Genomic DNA, 20,716 nt, shown 5'->3' with positions numbered 1-20,716 from the left:
GGAGCGGCGTCACCAGCTACGTCAGTGCTCCCGCGGGCGGGGCAGTGACGTAGCCCGTGGATGGGGCTCGCGGGGTCGGGGTGCCCGGCCGCTACGTCAGTGCTCCGGTGAGTGGGGCAGTGACGTAGGCCGCGGGTGGGGCTCGCGGGGTCGGGGGTGCCTGGCCGCTACGTCAGTGCTCCGGTGGGCGGGGCAGTGACGTAGCCCGTGGGTGGGCTCGGGGGGTCGGGGGTGGCTGGCCGCTACGTCAGTGCTCCGGTGGGCGGGGCAGTGACGTAGCGGGCGCCGAGCTCAGGTGCTCAGCCAGAGGTCTTGGCGCGGACCTGGCGCTTGATGCGGCCGAGCATGGCCACCATGCCGCGCATGCGCAGGGGTGACACCGCCTCGGCGAGGCCGAAGCGCATGGGGGCGTCGTCGGGCACGGCCAGCACCTCGGCGGCCGAGAGGCCGTCGAGCCCCTCGTGGAGGATGCCGGCGAAACCGCGGGTCGTCGGGGCCTCGGCGGGAGCGTCGAAGAAGAGGCTGACGACGCGGTCCTCGAGCGAGGTGCCGTCCGCGACCTCGACCGTGAGGAACAGCGGCGACTGGCACTCGTCGACCCGCTCGAGCTGGTCGAGGTGGCCGGCATACCGCTCGGGCAGTCCCGGCAACTCGTCGCTGAACTCGAGCAGCAGCTGCAGCTTGAGGTCGTTGCTCGCCGAGCGGAAGTCCTCGGCGATCTCGGCGAGGGGGGCCGGCAGTGGGGTGTCGCTCACGAGAGGCTCCTGGTTCGCGTCCGGGTCACTTCTCGATGGGCACGCGCACGGCGTTGCCCCACTCGGTCCACGAGCCGTCGTAGTTGCGCACCGCCTCGAAGCCGAGCAGGTGGGTCAGGACGAACCACGTGTGCGAGGAGCGCTCGCCGATCCGGCAGTAGGCGACGACGTCGTCCGAGGGCGCGAGGCCCTGCTCCTCGAGGTAGATCGCCTCAAGGTCCTCCCGCGACTTGAACGAGCCGTCCTCGGCGGCGGCGCGCGCCCACGGCACCGACTTCGCGCCGGGGATGTGACCGCCGCGCATGGCCCCCTCCTGGGGGTAGTCGGGCATGTGGAGCAGCTCCCCGGAGTACTCGCCGGGGGAGCGGACGTCGACGAGCGGCTTGCCGATGTGGGCGAGCACGTCGTCCTTGAAGGCGCGGATCGGCGCGTCGTCACGCTCGGCCACGGGGTAGTCCACCGTCGCCGGCGACGTGACGTCGCGGGTGAGCTCGCGGCCCTCTGCGACCCACTTGGCGCGGCCGCCGTCGAGCAGGCGGACGTCCTCGTGTCCGAAGAGGCTGAAGACCCACAGGGCGTATGCCGCCCACCAGTTGCTCTTGTCGCCGTAGATGACGACGGTCGTGTCGCGGCTGATGCCGCGCCGGCCCATCACCTCGGCGAACCGGGCGCCGTCGACGTAGTCGCGCGTCACCGGGTCGTTGAGGTCGACGTGCCAGTCGATCTTGAGCGCGCCCGGGATGTGGCCCGTGTCGTAGAGGAGGACGTCCTCGTCGGACTCGAGCAGCACGATGCCGTCCGGGCCACCGATGCCACCGGCTGCGACCTGCTCCGCGAGCCACTCCGTCGTGACGAGGCGCTCGGGGTGGGCGTAGGCGGAGATCTTCGTGTCTTCAGCGCTCATGGCCCCATCGTGTCACGCGGGGTCGGGCCTCTCACACGTGGTCGAGGCGCCCGAGGTCGTCGCGACAGCGCCGCTCGAACTCGCCGAGCTCGGCGATGGCGTCCTGGACGTCTCGCAGGCGCTGCTCGAGGTCGGTGCGGCGCTCGTCGATCTGGCCGAGGACGTACTCGAGCTGGGTCCGCCGCCCACGCGGGGCGTCGAAGAGGTCGATGATCGTGCGGATCTCCTCGAGCGGGAAGCCGAGCCGCTTGCCGCGCAGGATGAGGCCGAGGCGCGTGCGGTCGCGGCGGTGGTAGACGCGCTGCGTGCCGCGACGCTCGGGGGAGATGAGCCCGAGGTCCTCGTAGTGGCGCACCGTCCGGTGGGTGACGTCGAACTCCTCGGCCACCTGGGCGATGGTCCAGGTCTCGCCGGTCCGCGAGGACGGGCGCCCCGTCGACGCGGTCGCGGTGTCGCTTGTCATGAGGTCGATAGTGCTTTACGTTTACGTCAACGTCAAGCACGCGTCACGAGCGCGTGATGGCCGCCACCACCCTTCAGGAGAACAGCGATGTTCGAGCTCAGCCAGGACCACGAGGACTTCCGGATGGTCGTCCGCGACTTCGCCGAGAAGGAGGTCGCGCCCCACATCGCCAAGTGGGACGCCGCCGCCCACTTCCCGGCCGACCTCGTGCCGAAGATGGGTGACCTCGGGCTGTTCGGGCTCGTCGTGCCGGAGGAGTACGGCGGCGCGGGAGACTCCGGCGACTTCACGAGCCTCTGCGTCGCCATCGAGGAGCTCGGGCGCGTCGACCAGTCGATCGGCATCACGTTGTCCGCGGGCGTGGGCCTCGGCATCAACCCGATCCTCACCTACGGCACCGAGGAGCAGAAGCAGCGTTTCCTGCCCGACCTCGTCGCGGGCCGCGCCCTCGCCGGCTTCGGCCTCACCGAGCCCGAGGCCGGCTCCGACGCCGGAGCGACCCGCACGCGTGCGGTCCGTGAGGGGGACGAGTGGGTCGTGAACGGCGCCAAGGCCTTCATCACGAACTCCGGCACCGACATCACGTCGGTCGTCACCGTGACCGCACGGACCGGCACCAACGAGGACGGCTCGCCCCGGATCTCGGCGATCATGGTGCCCGCCGGCACCCCCGGCTTCGTCGTCGAGCCGGCCTACCACAAGCTCGGCTGGCACGTCTCCGACACCCACGGCCTCACCTTCGAGAGCTGCCGCGTCCCCGCCGACCACCTCCTCGGCGAGGAGGGGGAGGGCTTCAAGCAGTTCCTCAAGATCCTCGACGACGGCCGTATCGCCATCTCGGCGCTCGCCGTCGGCTGCGCCCAGGCCTGCCTCGAGCTCGCCACCGACTACGCGAAGACCCGCATCGCGTTCGGCCGCCCCATCGGTGTCAACCAGGGCGTGTCCTTCCAGCTCGCCGACCTCGCCGTCATGGTCGAGGGTGCCCGCCTGCTGACCTACAAGGCTGCCTGGCTCAAGGACGAGCTCCACGCCGGCAAGCGATCGGTCAAGGAGGTCAAGCAGGCCGCCGCCATCGCCAAGCTCTACTCGACCGAGGCCGCCGTCACCGCCACCCGGATCGCGACGCAGGTCTTCGGCGGCAACGGCTTCATGGAGGAGTACCCCGTGGCCCGCTTCTACCGCGACGCCAAGATCCTCGAGATCGGCGAGGGCACCTCCGAGGTCCAGCGCATGCTCATCGCCCGTGGTCTGGGGCTGCCCGCATGAGCGAGGCCGCACCGAGCCCCAGCTCGCAGGGCGACCCGCGCGTGGCCGACGTCCGGGCCCGGCTCGCGACCGCGCGCGCGGCGTCGGCGGCCGCGCCCGAGAAGGCCCAGGCCAAGCTCGACGCGCAGGGCAAGATCTACGTCCGCGACCGCATCGCCCTGCTCTTCGACGAGGGCTCCTTCGTCGAGGACGGCCGCTACGCCAACGCCCTGCAGCCGGGGCTGCCGGCCGACGGCGTCGTCACGGGCCGGGGCACCGTCGACGGCAGGGCCGCGATCGTCATCGCCAACGACCCCACCGTCAAGGCCGGCTCCTGGGGTGCCCGGACCGTCGAGAAGATCGTCCGCGCCACCGAGATGGCGCTGCGCGAGGAGCTTCCGGTCTTCTGGTTCGTCGACTCGGCAGGCGCCCGCATCACCGACCAGGTCGAGATGTTCCCCGGTCGCCGCGGCGCGGGCCGGATCTTCCACAACCAGGTCGCGCTCTCGGGCAAGGTGCCGCAGATCTGCTGCCTCTTCGGCCCGAGCGCCGCCGGCGGGGCCTACATCCCCAGCTTCTGCGACCTCATCATCATGGTCGAGGGCAACGCCTCGATGTACCTCGGCAGCCCGCGCATGGCCGAGATGGTCGTGGGGGAGAAGGTCTCGCTCGAGGAGATGGGCGGCGCCCGGATGCACTGCACCGTCTCCGGTGTCGGTGACCTGCTCGCCCACGACGACGCCGAGGCCATCGAGCTGGCCAAGCTCTACTTCTCCTACGTCCCCGGCAGCTGGCGCGACCACCCGCCGACGTATGCCGCCGAGGAGCCCGCGACGCCACTGACCCGCGAGACCGTGCCCGAGCGGGAGTCGGTCCCCTTCGACGTCCACGAGGTCATCGACGGTCTCGTCGACGACGACTCCTTCTTCGAGCTCAAGCCCCTGTGGGCCGCCGAGCTCGTCATCGGCTTCGGCCGCCTCGAGGGCCAGACCGTCGGCATCGTCGCGAACAACTCGATGGTCAAGGGCGGCGTGCTCTTCACCGACAGCGCCGACAAGGCCGCGCGCTTCATCTGGCTGTGCGACGCCTTCAACATCCCGCTCGTCTACCTCGCCGACGTGCCCGGCTTCATGATCGGCTCCGAGGTCGAGCGCGGCGGCATCATCCGCCACGGCGCCAAGATGGTCAGCGCCGTCTCGTCCGCGACCGTGCCGCAGTTCTGCGTCGTCGTGCGCAAGGCCTACGGCGCCGGGCTCTACGCCATGGGCGGGCCCGGTTTCGGACCCGACGCGACCATCGCGCTGCCGACCGCGCGCATCGCGGTGATGGGACCGGAGGCCGCCGTCAACGCCGTCTACGCCAACAAGATCGCCGAGATCGCCGACCCGGACGAACAGGCACGATTCGTCGCAGACCGCCGCCGGGAGTACGAGGAGGACGTCGACATCGAGCGTCTCGCGGCCGACCTCGTGCTCGACTCGATCATCGAGGCGGATGAGCTGCGCTCGGACCTGGTGCGCCGACTGGCCTATGCTTCCCGGCGTGACCGTCACTTCAGCGAGCGCCGACGCGCCGTCCCGCCGGTCTGAGCCGCGCCTCGGTCACCAGCTGGAGCACCCGGACCGCGACCTCGAGCGGAAGCAGCCGTTCTGGCGCCGCTTCCCGGTGTGGTTCCCGTTCGCCGTCTTCGGCATCTCCCGTCTCTTCGTCTGGGTCGCCGCGACCTACCTCTCGCGCTACCAGATCCCGCTGCCCATCGGGACGGCGAACATCCGCATCTTCTACCCCTCGCCCGCCGACCCCGGCTACGCCGCGGTCATGACGGGCTGGGACGGCCAGTGGTACCGCGTCATCGCCGAACAGGGCTATCCCGCCGTGCTGCCCCGCGTCGGCTGGGGCGGCATCGACATGAACCCGTGGGCCTTCTTCCCGGTGTTCCCGATGACGGCCGGCCTCATCATGACGGTGACGGGTCTGCCCTTCGCCGTCGTGGCGCCGACGCTCTCGATCGTCATCGGCTTCGCGGCGATGCACGTCCTCTTCAAGCTCGTCGACCAGGCCGTGGGCCGCTGGGAGGCGATCGTCGCCGTCGTCGCGACCTGCTTCTTCATCGCGTCGCCGGCCTTCTCGGCCTCCTACACCGAGTCGACCGCCCTGCTGGGGGTCGTCACCGTCCTGTGGCTGCTGCGCCGGCGGCAGTACTGGTGGGTCGCCCTGGCGCTGCTCGTGCTCTCCCTCAGCCGCAACGTCGTCATCGCCATGGTGCCGGTCATCGTCGCCCACGCGGTCGTCCGCTGGCGGCAGGGTGACGAGGGGGAGCACCCGGTGCGCCTGCGCGTCGCGCTGGGAGCGCTCGCGGCATACGCCGGCGCCCTGACCTTCCTCTGGCCGACGATCGTGACGATCGCGACCGACACGCCGAACGCGTACAACGACACGATGCTCGCCTGGAACATCGAGACGAAGATCAAGCTCTACCTGTGGTGGAACCTGCTCTACGACTACTGGGGCGTCGTCGGACAGGTCGCGGGTGTGCTCGGCATCGCGGCGTTCACGTGGTTCATGCTGACGAAGAACTCGTGGCGCTGGGGCCCGGAGATCTGGGGCTGGGCCGGCGCCTACCCGGCCTACATCGTCCTCGTGACGAGCACGACGCCCAGCCGGGTGCGCTACGCCCTGCTGGCCTTCCCGATGACGCTCATCATCGCGTGGTTCCTCAAGCTGCGGTGGTGGCGGCGCTACCGCTACTGGCTGCTCGGGCTCATCGTCGTCATCGGCGCCGCCCAGATGTGGTGGTGGACCGAGCACTACCTCGTCATCGAGAACCTCACCGACGACCTCTACCCCTGACGGGCCCTGGTCACTCGGCCTCGCGACGGAGCGTGCCGACGACGTCGAACCACTCGATGCCGGCGTCGGCCAGCAGGTCTCGCAGCAGCGGGAGCGACAGGCCGACGACGTTGTGGTGGTCACCCTCGACAGCCGTGACGAACGCTCCGCCGAGCCCGTCGATGGTGAAGGCCCCGGCCACCGTGAGGGGCTCGCCCGTCGCGACGTAGGCCTCGATCTCCTCGTCGGAGAGCGTCGCGAAGTGGACGGTCGTCGACGCCGTCGCGCCGAGCGTCGCCCCGCCGCTGCCGCGTTCGTCGACGAGCCAGTGCCCCGTGTGCAGCACCCCTGACCGACCCCGCATCCGGCGCCACCGGGACACGGCCTCGGCGGCGTCACCCGGCTTGCCGTGGACCTCCCCGTCGAGCTCGAGCACCGAGTCGCAGCCGAGCACGACCACCCCGGCGTCGACCCTGGCCGCGACGTCCTCGGCCTTGGCACGCGCGAGGAGCAGCGCGATGTCGGCGGGTTCGAGCGGGCCGTAGCGGTCGGTGGCCTCGGCGACGGTGAGGTCCTCGTCGACCTCGCTCACGACGACGACCGGCTCGATGCCGGCGGAGCGGAGCGTCGCGCGGCGAGCGGGCGACGCGGAGGCGAGGACGATCTGGACGGTGGGCACGTCGGGGAGGGGGCTCGGCGGCATGACGCCATGGTAGGCGGCACGCCCGCGCTTGGAACGCCGACGGCGCCGCCCCCATGGGGAGCGGCGCCGTCGGCCGTCCGCGCGGCACCGACGTCAGCCGATCGCTGCCGTCTGTGCCGAGGAGATCGACTTCGTGAGGTAGCCGGACTTCGCGCCCGTGACGCGGACCTTGACGTAGGTGCCCTTGTCGGTGCTCGTCACCTTGTACGTCTTGGCCGTGGCTCCCGAGATCGCCGTGCCCGAGCGGTACCACTGGTAGGTCAGCGTCGTCGGGGCCGGGCTCCACGTGCCGGGGTTGGCCGTCAGGGTGTAGCCGACCTTCTGCGTGCCCGACAGCGTCGGCGTCGGAGCGGTGAAGGAGCCGAGGACGGCCGTCGTCGCGGCGGACGTACGTGCCACGGTGAGGTAGCCGCTCTTGCTGCCGGTGACCTTGACCGTGATCGTCTTCGTCTGGTCGGTCGTCGTCAGTCTGTACGTGCTGGCCGTGGCGCCGGAGATCGCCGTGCCGGAGCGGTACCACTGGTAGGTCAGCGTGACTGGTGCCGGGCCCCACGAGCCGGGCACGGCCGTCAGGGTGTAGCCGACGGCCTTGGTGCCGCTGATCGTCGGCGTGGGAGCCGTCAGCGCGCCGAGGACGGCGGTCGTCGCGGCGGACGTCCGTGCGGCCGAGGTGAACCCGGCCTTGGTGCCCGTGACCTTGACGGTCATCGTCTTCGTCTGGTCGGCCGTCGTCAGCGTGTACGTGCTGGCCGTGGCCCCGGAGATCGCCGTGCCGGAGCGGTACCACTGGTAGGTCAGCGTGACCGGTGCCGGGCCCCACGAGCCGGGCACGGCCGTGAGGGTGTAGCCGACGGCCTTGGTGCCGCTGATCGTCGGGGTCGGTGCCGTGAGCGTGCCGGCGACCACGGCCGCGGTCGCCGCGGAGGTCCGCGAGACGCTGGTGTAGCCGGCCTTGCTGCCCGTGACTCGGACCGTGACCGTCTTGCCGAGCTCGGTCGCCGTCGGGGTGAAGGTGCTCGCCGTGGCACCGCTGACGGCGACGCCGCCGGCGAGCCACTGGTAGGCGAGGCTGACCGGTGCCGGACCCCAGGTCCCCGGCGCAGCGGTGAGCGCCGTGCCGACCCGGGCCGTGCCCGTGACCGTCGGCGTCGCGGCCGTGAGCGTGCCCGCGGTGACGACGGGTCCGCTGGCTGCCTGCTGGAGGCTGCCGTTGTTCTCCGTCCAGCCGGCCATGCGCAGGGTGACCCGCTTGCCGACCATGTCGCTCGTGACGGCGAGCGGCTGGACGCCGCCGTAGTCCGTCGGACGCGGGACGCCGCCGACGACCCAGGTGTAGGACGGGTACCAGTCGTCGGCCGGGCTGATCGTGCCGTGGCTCGCCGTCAGCGTGGATCCCACGACGCCGGTGCCCGAGATGGTGAGCGGGCTCGACAACGTGGCGGCCGAGGTGCGGACCTCGACGCCGTTCGACAGGAACTGGGCGGTGCGGTACCCCGCGAGGGTGCCGGTGACCCGGGCCGTGACGTAGGCGCCGGCGAGGTCGCTCGTCAGCGTGAAGCTCGGGCCGGTGGCGCCGGGGATGGCGACGAGGCCACCATTGCCCTTGGCGCTCATCCACTGGTAGGACAGGGCCACTCCTGAGGGTCCCCAGGCTCCTGCGTCGACGCTGAGCGTGCTGCCCACCGACCCGGTGCCGCTCACGAACGGCTCGCGGGCGGTCAGGCCCTTGCCCGCGACCGGCAGCACGAGGGTCAGCTCACGTCGCCGCGTGTCGGTGGTCACCGTGAAGGGCGTCGCCGTCTCGAGGGTGGCCGCGCCGTCGTAGCAGCGGTCCTGGTAGCGCGTCGCCGGAGCCCAGTCGTAGTACCACGTGTCGTAGACGCAGATCTTGTACGTCGTGCCGACGTCGGTGCCCTCGGCGAAGGTGCCGTCGGCCCCGGTGAGCAGGGGGCCGTACTGCCGGCCCAACCAGTCGCCCTCGGTGGGGCGGTACTCGTAGAGGTTCCAGTTGATGTTCTGGAGCGGGGTGCCTGCGGCGTCCGTGACCTTGACGACGACGCCGGTCCAGGGGTCGAGGACGAAGTTCACGCCCGTGACGGTGGCGCCGGCAGGCACCGACCAGTCGACGTAGTCGGGCGTGCTCGCGGTGCCGTTCCAGCTCTCGCCCTCGTAGAGGTGCTGGCCCGAGGTGTCCTCGGCGTGCAGGTTGCTCGGGCCGGCCTCGACACCGGTGAGCGTGAAGGTGCCATCGCTAGCCGGGGTGGCCGTGACGACCTGCCCACCCGTGCTCTTGGAGACGCTGACCTCGGCGGCCTGGACGGGCTGGCCGAGGATGTTCCGGACCGTGCCCTTGATCGTCGAGCGGCGGTCGAGCCGGATGTCCGCGACGGTCGGGGTGGCGCCGGCGGTGACCTCGGTGGCGTCCTCGAAGCTGCCCTTGTCCAGATACCACTCGATGCCCCACTGCGAGGCGCACGTCATGGTGCCCCAGCAGCCCGCCTGGATCTTGTACGGGCCCGGCGAGCCGAACGTCGCCGTGTAGGTGCCGTCGCTGCCGAACGTCACCGAGCCGGCGTAGTCGTAGTCGGCGTCGTAGATCCAGAGACCGGCGTCGGGAACGCCGACGACGGTGCCGGTCGACGACAGTCCGGTGACCCTGCCCGTGATGGTGTAGGTGGCGGCGCTGGCGGACGGGGCTGCCAGCGGCAGCAGCCCGAGCGCGACGGTGGTGGCGGTCAGCACGGTCAGGAGGCGGCGCGCAGCACGGCGCGCGATCGTCCCCCGGGCCCGGCCGACCGCAAGGCGGTGGCTGAACACTGTTGTCTCCCCTGTGTGAGCTGTGTCGGCGCCCGCGCTGTCGTCGGACGCGACGTCAGCATAGGTGCGCGTCGACACGGTGACCATGGGGAGCGGTGCCCGGGACGCAGGAAGCCCCCGACCGGCTGGGTCGGGGGCCTCCTGAGACCGTCAGATCTCCTGCAGCACCGCGCCGCGGAGGGTGTCGAGGCCCACGCCGCCGATGTCGAGGGCGCGACGGTGGAAGGCCTTGAGGTCGAAGGCGTCGCCCTCGCGCTGCTTGACCTCGTCACGCAGCTGCAGCCACAGCCGCTCGCCGATCTTGTAGCTGGGCGCCTGCCCCGGCCAGCCGAGGTAGCGGTTGAGCTCGAAGCGGAGGATCTTCTCGTCCATGAAGCCGTAGCGGGTGAGGTAGGCCCAGGCCTTGTCGTAGTCCCACGCGCCGCCACCGACCTCCTCGGGGGCGTCGAAGCCGCAGTGGACGCCGATGTCGATGACGACGCGGGCAGCCCGGAGTGACTGTCCCGCAAGCCAGCCCATCCGGTTGCCGGGGTCGTCCATGTAGCCGAGCTCGGCCATGAGCCGCTCGGCGTAGAGCGCCCAGCCCTCACCGTGACCCGAGGTCCAGGCCTCGAGGCGCCGCCACTTGTTGAGCAGCTCGGAGCGGTAGACCGTCTGGGCCACCTGCAGGTGGTGGCCCGGGACGCCCTCGTGGTAGACGGTCGTCAGCTCGTTCCACGTGCGGAACTCGGTGTTGCCCTTCGGCACCGACCACCACATCCGGCCTGGCCGGCTGAAGTCGTCGGACGGGCCGGTGTAGTAGATGCCGCCGGTCTGGGTCGGGGCGATCATGCACTCGATGCGCTGGACCGGCTCGGGGATGTCGAAGTGGACGTCCTTGAGGTCGGCGATGACCTCGTCGGCGCGCTCCTGCATCCAGGCCTTGAGCGCGTCGGTGCCGTGCAGGGCGTAGCGGTCGTCGGCGTCGAGGATCTCGACACCGCGCTGCACGCTCGCGCCGGCCTCGAGGCCCTCGGCGATCTCGCTCATCTGCGCGTGCAGGCTCGCGACCTCCTGCTGGCCCCAACGGTAGGTCTCCTCGAGGTCGACCGTGGCGCCGAGGAAGTAGCGCGACTCGAGCCGGTAGCGCTCGATGCCGCAGGCGTCGGCCTCCGGGGCGTGCGGCAGCAGCTCACGCTCCAGCCAGTCCGCGATGTCGCCGTATGCCGCAGCGGCCACCTTCGCGCCCTCGGCGAGCTGGTCCTTGACGTCGCCCGCGAGCGGCGCGTCGCCCACCGTCGCGTCGGTGACGACCTTGGCGAAGTAGCCGTCGTCGGCGACGAGGTCACGGGACTGCTCGGCGCAGGCCTCGACCTGGCGGCGCGGCGACACCTGTCCGCGCTCTCGCGCGAGGAGCAGCGACTCCTTGTAGCCCTCGAGCGCGGCCGGGATCTTCGTGAGTCGGACGGCGAAGGTGCGCCAGTGGTCCTCGGTCTCCTGCGGCATGAGGTCGAAGACGTCGCGCACGGCCTGGAGCGGCGACGCGAGGACGTTGAGGGACATCTCGTCGAGGCCGGCGGCATACCGGTCCTCGGAGAGCTGGAGGCGCTCGGTCATGGCGTCGACGGTGACCCGGTCGACGTCGTCGGTCGGGCTCGCGGCGACGAGCCGGGCCAGCGTCGCCCGGCGCAGCTCGGAGGCGGCGGCGTTGCCGGCAGGGGAGAGGTCGTCGAGCTCCTCCTCGGCGCCGGGGACACCGAGGAAGGTCGCGTTGATGGGACTGAGGGCGACGGAGGCGTCGAAGTAGGTCTCCGCGATGCGGTCGACGTCGGTCTGGGGTCGCGCGGTCTGGGTGTTGGCGGTCACCCGGCGAACGTAATCCAGCCCGGGGTCACGTGCCAGTGCATTGTGGGCCCGGGGTGGAGCGGCCGGGACTCAGCCGTCCCCGTCGGACGAGCCGCCCTTGTCGCCGCCCGAGACGACGAGCACGACGATCCCGTCGGCCGTCGGGGTGCCGGCCGCGGGCCACGTCGCGATGACCTGGCCACTGTCCCCGTCGGAGGGGACCGTGACCCGGGTGACGCGCACGTCCTCGCCGTCGATGGTCTTCTCCGCGTCCTTGGCGTCCGTGCCGACGAGACCGTCGGGGACGACGAAGGAGGAGTTGACCCGGTCGGGGGCGTGGCCGCGGCTCACGACGAGGGCGACGGTCTGCCCCTTCGTCATGGGCTGGCCCTCGGCGGGGTAGCTGCCCATGACCGCTCCGTCCGGCTGCGTGGAACGCACGAGCACCCAGCGCACGTTGACGCCGAGCCCGATCAGCTCGTCGACCGCGGCATCGCGCTGCTGGCCGACGAGCCCGCCGGGGACGGTGCTGCCGTCGGACGGCGCGGCCGTCGTGGACGGCGGGGAGCTCGGCGTTCCGGAGGTCGCCGACGGGCGCGTGCCGGGGGCGGCCGCCGTCGGCGCGTCCGAGCCCGACAGCAGGACGTAGCCGAGGATCCCGACGAGGGCCACGACGGCGGCGAGGAGCACCCAGACGACAGGGCTCGGTCCGGACCTGCGCCGGTGTGCCGCGCCGCGCCGCGTCGCGGCCGGAGCGGGCGTCGTCGGAGCGGTGCGCGCAACGCTCGACGGCACGCCGACGGTCGGCATCATCGCCGTGCTGGCGCCGGCGCCGCCGGCGGCGAGGTCGAGCACCGAGGTGGCCTCGCCGGCCGGCAGGGCGCGGGTGGCGGCGTCGGCGCGCGTCTCGTGACCGGACAGGGCGGCGGCCATCGCGTCGGCGTCGGCGTAACGGTCGGCGGGAGACTTGGCCGTGGCGCGGACGACGACCTCGTCGAGGTCGGCGGGGAGGTCGGCGACGCGCGAGCTGGGCAGCGGCACCGGCTCGTCGAGGTGGCGCATCGCGATCGCGACCGGGGTGTCGCCCTCGAAGGGCACCGAGCCGGTCAGCATCTGGAAGAGCAGGATGCCGAGCGAGTAGAGGTCGGACGACGGCGTCGTGGCCTCGCCACGGGCCTGCTCGGGGGCGACGTAGGCGGCCGTTCCCATGATGGTGCCGGTGTCGGTGAGCGAGGCCTGCCCGAGGGCCCGGGCGATGCCGAAGTCGGTCACCTTCACGGTGCCGTCGGAACGGACGATGACGTTGCCGGGCTTGACGTCACGGTGGACGACGCCGGCCCGGTGAGCGGCGCCGAGCGCCGCACAGACCTGCTCGGCGACGCGGACCGCGTCGCCGGGGGTGAGCCGGCCGTGCTCCCGGATCACGTGGGCGAGGTCCTGGCCCTCGGCATACTCCATGACGATGAAGTGGGAGTCGCCGTCGACGCCGTAGTCGTAGACCTGCGCGATGTTCGGGTGCGAGAGCGCGGCGGCGGTCAGCGCCTCGCGGCGGAAGCGCTCGACGAAGTCGGGGGAGTCGGCGAAGCCGGCGGCGAGCACCTTGACGGCGACGAGCCGACCCAGGCGGTCGTCGGTCGCGAGGTGGACCTCACCCATGCCGCCGACGGCGAGGCGCTCACGCAGGGAGTAGCGCTCGGCGATCCGGACGGTGGGGCTCGACTCGACAGACATGGGCAACGAGCGTAGGGCAGCGGGTCGGGTGACGGCCAACCGAAACGGGTCCCGCCTCAGCGCGGCAGGCCGGTGCGGCGCCACCCGCCGTGGCGGGCCGATGGCCCGACGAGCCGCCAGGACGGGTCGGACCAGGCTGAGCGGTCGTGCTCGGGAGCAGGCTCGTCCCCACCGAGGGCGGACAGCACGGCGACGAGCGCCGCGACCTCCTCGGGCGTCGGGCGCCCGGAGACACGGATCGTGGGCGGGACGGGCCCCGCAGCGGACGTCGTGGGATCACTCACAGCGGGATGTTCCCGTGCTTCTTGGGCGGGAGCGTCTCGCGCTTGTTCTGCAGCGCGCGCAGGGCCCGCGTGACGTTCATCCGCGTGTTGGACGGGCTGATGACGGTGTCGATGTAGCCGCGCTCGGCCGCGACGTACGGGTTGGCCAGCGTCTCCTCGTAGTGCGTGATGAGCTCCTGGCGCTGGGCGTCGACGTCGCCACCCTGCTCAGCGGTGTGCTTGAGCTCCTTGCGGTAGAGGATGTTGACGGCCCCCTGCGCGCCCATGACCGCGATCTGGCCGGTCGGCCAGGCGAGGTTGATGTCGGCGCCGAGGTGCTTGGAGCCCATGACGTCGTAGGCGCCGCCGTAGGCCTTGCGCGTGATGACGGTGATCTTGGGGACCGTGGCCTCGGCGTAGGCGTAGATGAGCTTCGCGCCGCGACGGATGATGCCGTCCCACTCCTGGCTCGTGCCGGGCAGGAAGCCGGGCACGTCGACGAACGTCAGCACCGGGACGTTGAAGCAGTCGCACGTGCGCACGAAGCGCGCGGCCTTCTCGGACGCGTCGATGTCGAGGCACCCGGCGAACTGCAGCGGCTGGTTGGCCACGATCCCGACCGACATGCCGTCGATGCGGGCGAATCCGGTGAGGATGTTGGGCGCGAAGAGCGGCTGCACCTCGAGGAACTCGCCGTCGTCGACGACGTGCTCGATGACCTGCTTCATGTCGTAGGGGACGTTCGGCGAGTCCGGGATGCACGTGTCGAGCCAGCGGTCGTCGTCGGTGACCGAGAGGTCGGCCTCACCCTCGCCGTAGGAGGGTGGGGTCTCGAGGTTGTTGCTCGGCAGGTAGGACAGGAGCGCCTTGACGTAGTCGATGGCGTCCTGCTCGTCGGTGCCCATGTAGTGCGCGACGCCCGACTTGCTGTTGTGGGTCAGGGCGCCGCCGAGCTCCTCGAAGCCGACGTCCTCGCCGGTCACGGTCTTGATGACGTCGGGACCGGTGATGAACATGTGCGAGGTCTGGTCGACCATGACGGTGAAGTCGGTGATGGCGGGGGAGTAGACCGCGCCGCCCGCGCACGGGCCCATGACGAGCGAGATCTGCGGGATGACGCCCGAGGCGCGGACGTTGCGGAAGAAGATCTCGCCGTAGAGGCCGAGGGAGACGACCCCCTCCTGGATGCGGGCGCCGCCGGAGTCGTTGAGGCCGATGACGGGGCAGCCGATCTTCATCGCGAAGTCCATGACCTTGACGATCTTCTCGCCGAAGACCTCGCCGAGGGACCCGCCGAAGACGGTGAAGTCCTGCGCGAAGATCGCCACCTGGCGACCGTCGACCATGCCGTAGCCCGTGACGACCCCGTCGCCGTAGGGACGGTTCTTGTCCTGGCCGAAGTTGTTGCTGCGGTGCCGGGCGTACTTGTCGAGCTCGATGAAGGTGCCCTCGTCGAGGAGCATCTCGATGCGCTCGCGGGCGGTCTTCTTGCCGCGGGCGTGCTGCTTCTCGACGGCGCGCTCCGAGCCGGCGTTGGCGACCTCGGCGACGCGCCGCTTGAGGTCGGCGAGCTTTCCGGCGGTCGTGCCGAGGTCGGGCCCGGGGCTCTCCGGCGACGTGCTGGTCGGCTGTTCTGCGACGGCGTGATCGGTGGCCATGCTCGGCACTCTAGCCTTGTGGACGTGCGCGATTCGCTCGACATCGAGACTGTGAGTGCGGCCTTGGTCACGTCCGGACGGCCGTGGCGCGGGGTGGAGTTCCACCCCGCCCTCGGGTCGACGAACACCCGCCTGCGCGAGCTGCTGACCGGCGCGGCCGAGCCGACGGGGGCGTACGCCGCCGGGCGGGCTCCTGACGACCGCGGGCTGTGGTGGGTCGTCGTCACCGACCACCAGACCGGCGGGCGCGGGCGTCTCGGCCGGGCCTGGACGGTGCCCGACCGGGCCTCGCTCGCCGTCAGCGTGGCCGTGCCGGTCACGGACCCGGCGCAGGCGGGCTGGATGCCGCTGCTCGCCGGGCTCGCGCTGTCGCGGGCCGTGCGCCGGGTGACGGAGTCCTCCGGGCACGCCCTCACGGCCAGGCTCAAGTGGCCCAACGACGTGCTCCTGGCCGATGACGGTGACCGCAAGCTGAGCGGCATCCTCTGCGAGCTCGTCACGCTCGGGTCCGGCGTCGGGGGGCAGGCGGTCGTCGTCGGCACCGGGGTCAACGTCGACCAGACCCGCGAGGAGCTGCCGGTCGACACCGCCACGTCCCTGGCGCTCGCCGGGGCCCGGGTGCGGCGCGAGGACGTGCTCGTCGCCTACCTCGACGAGCTGACGGCCGTGCTCGCCGGAGCGGGTGTCGGCACCGGCCCGTCGGGCGCGGACGGGGTGGACGGGGTGGACGGGGTGGACGGGGCGGCCGGGGCGGCCGGGGTGCGGACGGCATACCGGGAGGCCTGCTCGACCATCGGGCTCACGGTCCGGGTGCACCTGCCCACGGGGGTCGCGGTCGAGGGCACCGCGGTCGGCGTCGACGACGCCGGCGCCCTCGTCGTGCGCACCGACGACGGCGTGCGGACCTTCGCGGCCGGTGACGTCGTCCACGTCCGGCCCGCGGCCGGCGGACTGGCATGATCGGGCCATGACCGAGCCGGGCACCGAGGCCACCCAGGGCTCGAAGGGCCCAGAGGGCTCAGAGCCGGTCGGGCGGGCGAGCGAGGACTACACGGAGCGGCTGCTGGGGCGTCCGCTCGAGCTGCGCCGCCGCGAGGTGAGCCGCGGCGCCGAGGTCTCCCTGCTCTCGGCGCGCAAGTTCTGGCACGCCCTGGGCTTCCCCGTCGTCGACACCGACGACGAGCTGTTCACCGAGGCCGACCAGAAGGCGCTCGCCGCCGTCGCGGGCATCGTGCGAGACGGTCTGCTCGACGAGCCCACGGCACTCGCCATGACCCGTGCCTTCGCGCGTTCGGCCGACCGCCTTGCCGGCTGGCAGTCGCAGCTCATCGCCGAGGCCGTCGAGAACCACATGACGGCGGCGCTGGCCGACGAGGGCGACGACGACGAGCACGAGTCGCGCTCGGTCCCGAGCCTCGAGACCGCCACCGAGACCGCGAAGCGCCTCGCCGTGCTCACCGACCGCCTCGAGCCGCTCCTCGTCTACGCCTGGCGACGGCACCTGTCCGCCACGGTCGCGCGCATGCTCGCCGACGCCGACCCGGAGTCCTACGGCATGACGAAGATGCGCTCGGTGGGCTTCGCCGACCTCGTCAACTTCACGGCGCTCGTGCGCCGCATGTCCGAGCGCGACCTCGCCCGACTCGTGTCGCGCTTCGAGGCGCTCTCGGCCGACGTCATCACGGCCCACGGCGGCCGTCTCATCAAGACCGTCGGCGACGAGGTGCTCTTCACGACGATGGGGGCCGCACCCGCCGCGGCGATCGCGCTCGACCTCGTCGAGACGATGACCGACGACGACGTGCTGCCGGACGTGCGGTGCGGGATGGCGCGCGGCCCGATCATCTCGCGCCTCGGCGACGTCTTCGGCACCACCGTCAACCGCGCCTCGCGCCTGACCGCCGTGGCCCAGGCCGGCAGCGTCCTCGTCGACGCGACGATGGCGCGAGAGCTCGCGAGCCTCTCCGGGTTCGAGCTGACGGGGCAGCGCCGGCGCATCCTGCGCGGCGTCGGGCCCGTCACGCCCTCGCTGCTCCGCCGTGCGACGTCGGCCGGGCGCCGCTCCGTCTCGGGCGAGCCGCTCCCCGACACCACCCACCGAGCCACGTCGCGCACCGACGCGTGACCCCCGAAGGAGACTCTCGTATGCCGTCAGAGCCGACCGCAGCCGACGCCACCGCGAGCGCGGGGTCGGGGCAGCCCGCCCTCGTGCGCGTCGAGCGCTTCGAGGACCCCGAGCTCGCCCACGTCGCCGAGATCGTCCTCGACCGACCCGAGGCGATGAACGCCGTGTCGACGGCGATGGCCCGCGCCATCGCGGCGGCGACGGCTCAGGTCGCGGCGGACGAGTCGGTGCGCTGCGTCGTGCTGACCTCGAGCCACGCGAAGGCGTTCTGCGTCGGCGCCGACCTCAAGGAGCGCAACGCCTTCTCGGACGCGGACCTCATGGAGCAGCGCCCCGTCGCCCGGGCGGCCTACGGCGGCGTCCTCGACCTGCCGGTGCCGGCCATCGCCGCCGTCGACGGCTTCGCGCTCGGGGGTGGCTTCGAGCTGGCCCTGTCCTGCGACCTCGTCGTCGCCGGCGAGGGCGCCGTCGTCGGGCTGCCGGAGGTCAGCGTCGGTGTCATCCCGGGGGGCGGTGGCACCCAGCTGCTCGTGCGTCGGGTCGGGTGGTCGCGCGCGGCGAGGGCCATCTTCACGGCCGCGCGCCTCCCGGCCGCCGAGGCCCTCGAGCTCGGCGCGGTCGACGAGGTCGTCCCGGCCGGCACCGCGCGTGACCGGGCCCTCGAGCTGGCCCGGACGATCGCGGCGAACTCGCCGATCGGGCTGCGAAACGCCAAGCGGGCCATGCGTCTCGGCGCCGACGTGGGTCTCGACGCGGGCCTGGAGATCGAGGACGGCTGCTGGCGCGCGACGGCATTCTCGGGCGACCGCCGCGAGGGTGTGGCCGCCTTCGCGGAGAAGCGGCGCCCGGTCTGGCCGGGTCGCTGAGGCCCCATCTGCCGTGTCGCGGGGGCGTCAGGGTGCAAATCGGGCCGTTGTCGATAGGCTCACGACGGTCGGTGCACCCCCGGGCCGGCAGATCCTGAGGACGGTGACATGACCCGAGTGCTCCTGGCGGAGGACGACCCAGCCATCTCCGAACCGCTGGCGCGTGCGCTGCGGCGAGAAGGCTACGACGTCGACGTGCGCGAGGACGGTGTCGCTGCGCTCGACGGTGCCAAGGAGAACCCCGACCTCGTGCTCCTCGACCTCGGCCTGCCGAAGATCGACGGGCTCGAGGTGTGTCGCCGCATCCGGGCCGAGGGCCGCGCGATCCCCGTCCTCATCCTCACGGCCCGCGCCGACGAGGTCGACACGGTCGTGGGGCTCGACGCCGGGGCCGACGACTACGTCACCAAGCCCTTCCGTCTCGCAGAGCTGCTCGCGCGGGTGCGGGCGCTGCTGCGGCGCACCCCCACCGAGGTCGTCGCCTCCGGGGAGCTCGTCCGCATCGACTCCGACGGGCGTCGCGCCTGGTTCAAGGGTGAGGAGCTGCAGCTGACGGCCAAGGAGTTCGACCTGCTGCGGGTGCTCGTGCGCGAGCAGGGCAAGGTCGTCTCTCGCGAGCAGCTCATGCGCGAGATCTGGGACACCGCGTGGTTCGGGTCGACGAAGACCCTCGACATGCACATCTCGGTGCTGCGCCGGAAGCTCGGCGACGACGCGACCTCCCCGCAGTACATCGCCACGGTGCGTGGTGTCGGCTTCCGCTTCGAGCGTCCCCAGGTCGACTGACCGTGCGCCGGGTGCTCGACCGGATGGCGCTCGTCGGGGCAGTCGTCTGCGCCGGGCTCTTCGTGCTGCTCTCGACGGTGGTCGTCGTCTGGGCGGTGACGCAGCAACCCGGCACCGTCACCGCGTGGATCGCCTCGGAGCCCTCGGTCGGGATCGCCCGGTTCGGTGCGGTCATGCTCGGGGTCGGTGCGCTGAGCGGCGCCGCCGCCTACCTCGCCACCTCGGGCACCCGGGCCCACGTCGAGCGGTCCTCCCAGGAGCTCGTCCACCTCGCCACCCGATTCGCGGCCGGTGAGGCGCGTCTGACGCCGGTGCACTCCGACATCGACGAGATCGACCACGTGTCGGGCGTCATGACCCGTCGGGCCCACGACATGACGAAGTCGCTCGCGGCCGAGCGTGACTTCGCCGCCGACGCCTCGCACCAGCTGCGCACCCCGCTCACGGCCCTGCTCATGCGTCTCGAGGAGATCTCCGAGACCGATGACGCCGAGGTCGTCAAGGAGGAGGCGACGATCGCGATCGCGCAGGTCGAGCGGCTGACCCGGGTCGTGGACGACCTGCTCGGCCGCACCCGCGGATCCGGTGGGCCGTCGCCGGCCGTGTCGCTCGACTCCGTCATCGCCGCCCTCCAGCGCGAGTGGCAGCCCGCCTTCGAGCAGGCCCGCCGGTCGGTGCGGGTGCGCGGCGAGCGCGGCCTCTTCGTCCGGTCGACGCCGGTCGCGCTGTCCCAGGTGCTCTCGACGCTCCTCGAGAACTCCCTCGTGCACGGTCGGGGCACCGTCGACGTGCACGCGCGCCGCTCCGGCCCGTCGGTCATCGTCGAGGTCAGCGACCAGGGCGACGGCGTGCCCGCCGCGATGGCCCCCCACATCTTCGAGCGCTCGGTCAGCAGCGGCGCCGGTGGCAGCACCGGTCTGGGTCTGGCCCTCGCGCGCGACCTCGCCGAGTCCAACGGCGGTCGCCTCGACCTCGTCCAGGCCCAGCCGGCACGCTTCGCGCTCTTCCTCTCCGAGGCCGAGACCGACTGAACGCCCACGGGACCCCCTGCCGGCCGGGGTAGGGTGCCCCGGTGAGGCGCCTGCATGAGTTCCTGTTCGTGCGCCACCGGCACAACTGGCTGCTGCTGCTCCGGTTCGGAGCCGTTGGCGTCTCGGGCGTGCTCGTCAACCTCCTCACCCTCGTCGTCGTCAAGAAGCTCGGACCGAGCTTCGACCAGGCGATCGTCGGCGTGCCGGGCACCGAGTTCAACGTCCGCTGGTACCACGTCTACTCGACCATCGCCTTCCTCGTCGCCAACCTCTGGAACTTCCAGCTCAACCGCACGTGGACGTTCCGCACGAGCAAGCACGCCCGCTGGTGGCACGAGTACTGGCCGTTCCTCGCCGTGGGTCTGCTCGGCCAGGTCATCGGCCTCGTCCTGCTGACGCTGCTCATGCACCTCGACTCACCGATCCACCTCTCGCCCACGGTGCTCGACGACTCCACGGGCTTCCGCACCCGGCTCTACTGGGCGCAGCTCATCGTCATCGCCGTCGTCACCCCCGTCTCGTTCGTGCTCAACAAGCTGTGGACCTTCGCCGCCGTGCGCGCCCACCACCCCGACCTCGCCGATCCCAGCCACGTCGAGGCGGTGCTCTCCGACGAGGGCGAGGAGCTGCCCGAGCCGAGCGACGCGGACCGGAGGGCCGGCGCCGTCCCGGGCCGCCACGACCCGCTCGGCTGACGACGGCTACGCTTGGGCGTC

Annotated in this window: 18 protein-coding genes; 9 read left to right on the top strand and 9 right to left on the bottom strand. The window is 71.9% G+C overall.

Going from position 1 to position 20,716, the window contains the following annotated elements; genetic code table 11:
* Nucleotides 1–299 precede the first annotated feature (299 nt).
* From ACSQ2D_RS14550 to ACSQ2D_RS14540, 3 genes are read right to left on the bottom strand one after another with little or no spacing between them, the layout of a single operon-like run.
* Complete coding sequence (locus ACSQ2D_RS14550) at nucleotides 300–755, bottom strand: SufE family protein (RefSeq protein ID WP_435986649.1); 456 nt, start codon at nucleotides 753–755, stop codon at nucleotides 300–302.
* 25 nt (nucleotides 756–780) lie between these two features.
* Nucleotides 781–1,659 (bottom strand): sulfurtransferase, encoded by an 879-nt coding sequence (locus ACSQ2D_RS14545; protein ID WP_435986648.1) that lies wholly within the window; start codon nucleotides 1,657–1,659, stop codon nucleotides 781–783.
* Between the two features lie 31 nt (nucleotides 1,660–1,690).
* Nucleotides 1,691–2,122, bottom strand: a complete 432-nt coding sequence (locus ACSQ2D_RS14540; RefSeq protein ID WP_435986647.1) for a MerR family transcriptional regulator — start codon at nucleotides 2,120–2,122, stop codon at nucleotides 1,691–1,693.
* Between the two features lie 87 nt (nucleotides 2,123–2,209).
* Between ACSQ2D_RS14540 and ACSQ2D_RS14535 the strand changes: the two genes are divergently transcribed.
* Genes ACSQ2D_RS14535 through ACSQ2D_RS14525 form a run of 3 tightly spaced genes read left to right on the top strand, consistent with a single transcriptional unit; the run spans nucleotide 2,210 to nucleotide 6,217 of the window.
* On the top strand, nucleotides 2,210–3,388 hold the full coding sequence (locus tag ACSQ2D_RS14535; RefSeq protein ID WP_435986646.1) for an acyl-CoA dehydrogenase family protein: 1,179 nt from the start codon (nucleotides 2,210–2,212) through the stop codon (nucleotides 3,386–3,388).
* On the top strand, nucleotides 3,385–4,956 hold the full coding sequence (locus ACSQ2D_RS14530) for an acyl-CoA carboxylase subunit beta (RefSeq protein ID WP_435986645.1): 1,572 nt from the start codon (nucleotides 3,385–3,387) through the stop codon (nucleotides 4,954–4,956). Before ACSQ2D_RS14535 ends, ACSQ2D_RS14530 begins: the two co-directional genes overlap by 4 nt.
* Nucleotides 4,910–6,217: a hypothetical protein gene (locus ACSQ2D_RS14525; RefSeq protein ID WP_435986644.1), complete on the top strand. Its 1,308-nt coding sequence runs from the start codon at nucleotides 4,910–4,912 to the stop codon at nucleotides 6,215–6,217. Before ACSQ2D_RS14530 ends, ACSQ2D_RS14525 begins: the two co-directional genes overlap by 47 nt.
* A gap of 10 nt (nucleotides 6,218–6,227) precedes the next feature.
* Here the strand turns inward: ACSQ2D_RS14525 and ACSQ2D_RS14520 are convergent, their stop codons facing one another.
* From ACSQ2D_RS14520 to ACSQ2D_RS14495, 6 genes are all read right to left on the bottom strand, one after another.
* The gene (locus tag ACSQ2D_RS14520) at nucleotides 6,228–6,899 is read right to left on the bottom strand and encodes a Maf family protein (RefSeq protein ID WP_435986643.1); all 672 of its coding nucleotides are present in this window, start codon (nucleotides 6,897–6,899) and stop codon (nucleotides 6,228–6,230) included.
* Between the two features lie 93 nt (nucleotides 6,900–6,992).
* Nucleotides 6,993–9,716 (bottom strand): carboxypeptidase regulatory-like domain-containing protein, encoded by a 2,724-nt coding sequence (locus tag ACSQ2D_RS14515; protein WP_435986642.1) that lies wholly within the window; start codon nucleotides 9,714–9,716, stop codon nucleotides 6,993–6,995.
* Between the two features lie 150 nt (nucleotides 9,717–9,866).
* The gene (locus tag ACSQ2D_RS14510) at nucleotides 9,867–11,561 is read right to left on the bottom strand and encodes a DUF885 domain-containing protein (RefSeq protein ID WP_435986641.1); all 1,695 of its coding nucleotides are present in this window, start codon (nucleotides 11,559–11,561) and stop codon (nucleotides 9,867–9,869) included.
* A 69-nt stretch (nucleotides 11,562–11,630) separates the two neighbouring features.
* On the bottom strand, nucleotides 11,631–13,271 hold the full coding sequence (gene pknB / locus ACSQ2D_RS14505) for a Stk1 family PASTA domain-containing Ser/Thr kinase (RefSeq protein ID WP_435986640.1): 1,641 nt from the start codon (nucleotides 13,269–13,271) through the stop codon (nucleotides 11,631–11,633).
* Between the two features lie 56 nt (nucleotides 13,272–13,327).
* A complete protein-coding gene (locus ACSQ2D_RS14500; RefSeq protein ID WP_435986639.1) occupies nucleotides 13,328–13,555 on the bottom strand; it encodes an acyl-CoA carboxylase subunit epsilon in 228 nt (75 codons plus the stop codon).
* Nucleotides 13,552–15,192: an acyl-CoA carboxylase subunit beta gene (locus ACSQ2D_RS14495; protein WP_435986638.1), complete on the bottom strand. Its 1,641-nt coding sequence runs from the start codon at nucleotides 15,190–15,192 to the stop codon at nucleotides 13,552–13,554. The genes ACSQ2D_RS14500 and ACSQ2D_RS14495 overlap by 4 nt, the downstream gene beginning before the upstream one ends.
* 24 nt (nucleotides 15,193–15,216) lie before the next feature.
* On the opposite strand from ACSQ2D_RS14495, the gene ACSQ2D_RS14490 reads away from it, so the two are divergent.
* From ACSQ2D_RS14490 to ACSQ2D_RS14465, 6 genes are all read left to right on the top strand, one after another.
* On the top strand, nucleotides 15,217–16,152 hold the full coding sequence (locus ACSQ2D_RS14490) for a biotin--[acetyl-CoA-carboxylase] ligase (RefSeq protein WP_435986637.1): 936 nt from the start codon (nucleotides 15,217–15,219) through the stop codon (nucleotides 16,150–16,152).
* A 7-nt stretch (nucleotides 16,153–16,159) separates the two neighbouring features.
* On the top strand, nucleotides 16,160–17,317 hold the full coding sequence (locus ACSQ2D_RS14485) for an adenylate/guanylate cyclase domain-containing protein (protein WP_435986636.1): 1,158 nt from the start codon (nucleotides 16,160–16,162) through the stop codon (nucleotides 17,315–17,317).
* A gap of 20 nt (nucleotides 17,318–17,337) precedes the next feature.
* Nucleotides 17,338–18,183: an enoyl-CoA hydratase/isomerase family protein gene (locus ACSQ2D_RS14480; protein ID WP_435986635.1), complete on the top strand. Its 846-nt coding sequence runs from the start codon at nucleotides 17,338–17,340 to the stop codon at nucleotides 18,181–18,183.
* 108 nt (nucleotides 18,184–18,291) lie between these two features.
* A complete protein-coding gene (locus ACSQ2D_RS14475; RefSeq protein ID WP_020145846.1) occupies nucleotides 18,292–18,969 on the top strand; it encodes a response regulator transcription factor in 678 nt (225 codons plus the stop codon).
* Nucleotides 18,970–18,971: 2 nt separating this feature from the next.
* Nucleotides 18,972–20,000 carry a sensor histidine kinase gene (locus ACSQ2D_RS14470; RefSeq protein WP_435986634.1) on the top strand — a complete coding sequence of 343 codons (1,029 nt, stop codon included), beginning with the start codon at nucleotides 18,972–18,974 and terminating at the stop codon, nucleotides 19,998–20,000.
* A 41-nt stretch (nucleotides 20,001–20,041) separates the two neighbouring features.
* The gene (locus tag ACSQ2D_RS14465) at nucleotides 20,042–20,695 is read left to right on the top strand and encodes a GtrA family protein (protein WP_435986633.1); all 654 of its coding nucleotides are present in this window, start codon (nucleotides 20,042–20,044) and stop codon (nucleotides 20,693–20,695) included.
* Nucleotides 20,696–20,716: the final 21 nt, after the last annotated feature.

This window comes from Terrabacter sp. LjRoot27, assembly GCF_964254175.1.
GTDB lineage: Bacteria > Actinomycetota > Actinomycetes > Actinomycetales > Dermatophilaceae > Terrabacter.
The sequence above is the reverse complement of the archived record's forward strand: the minus strand, read 5'-3'. Positions and strand labels throughout refer to the sequence as shown.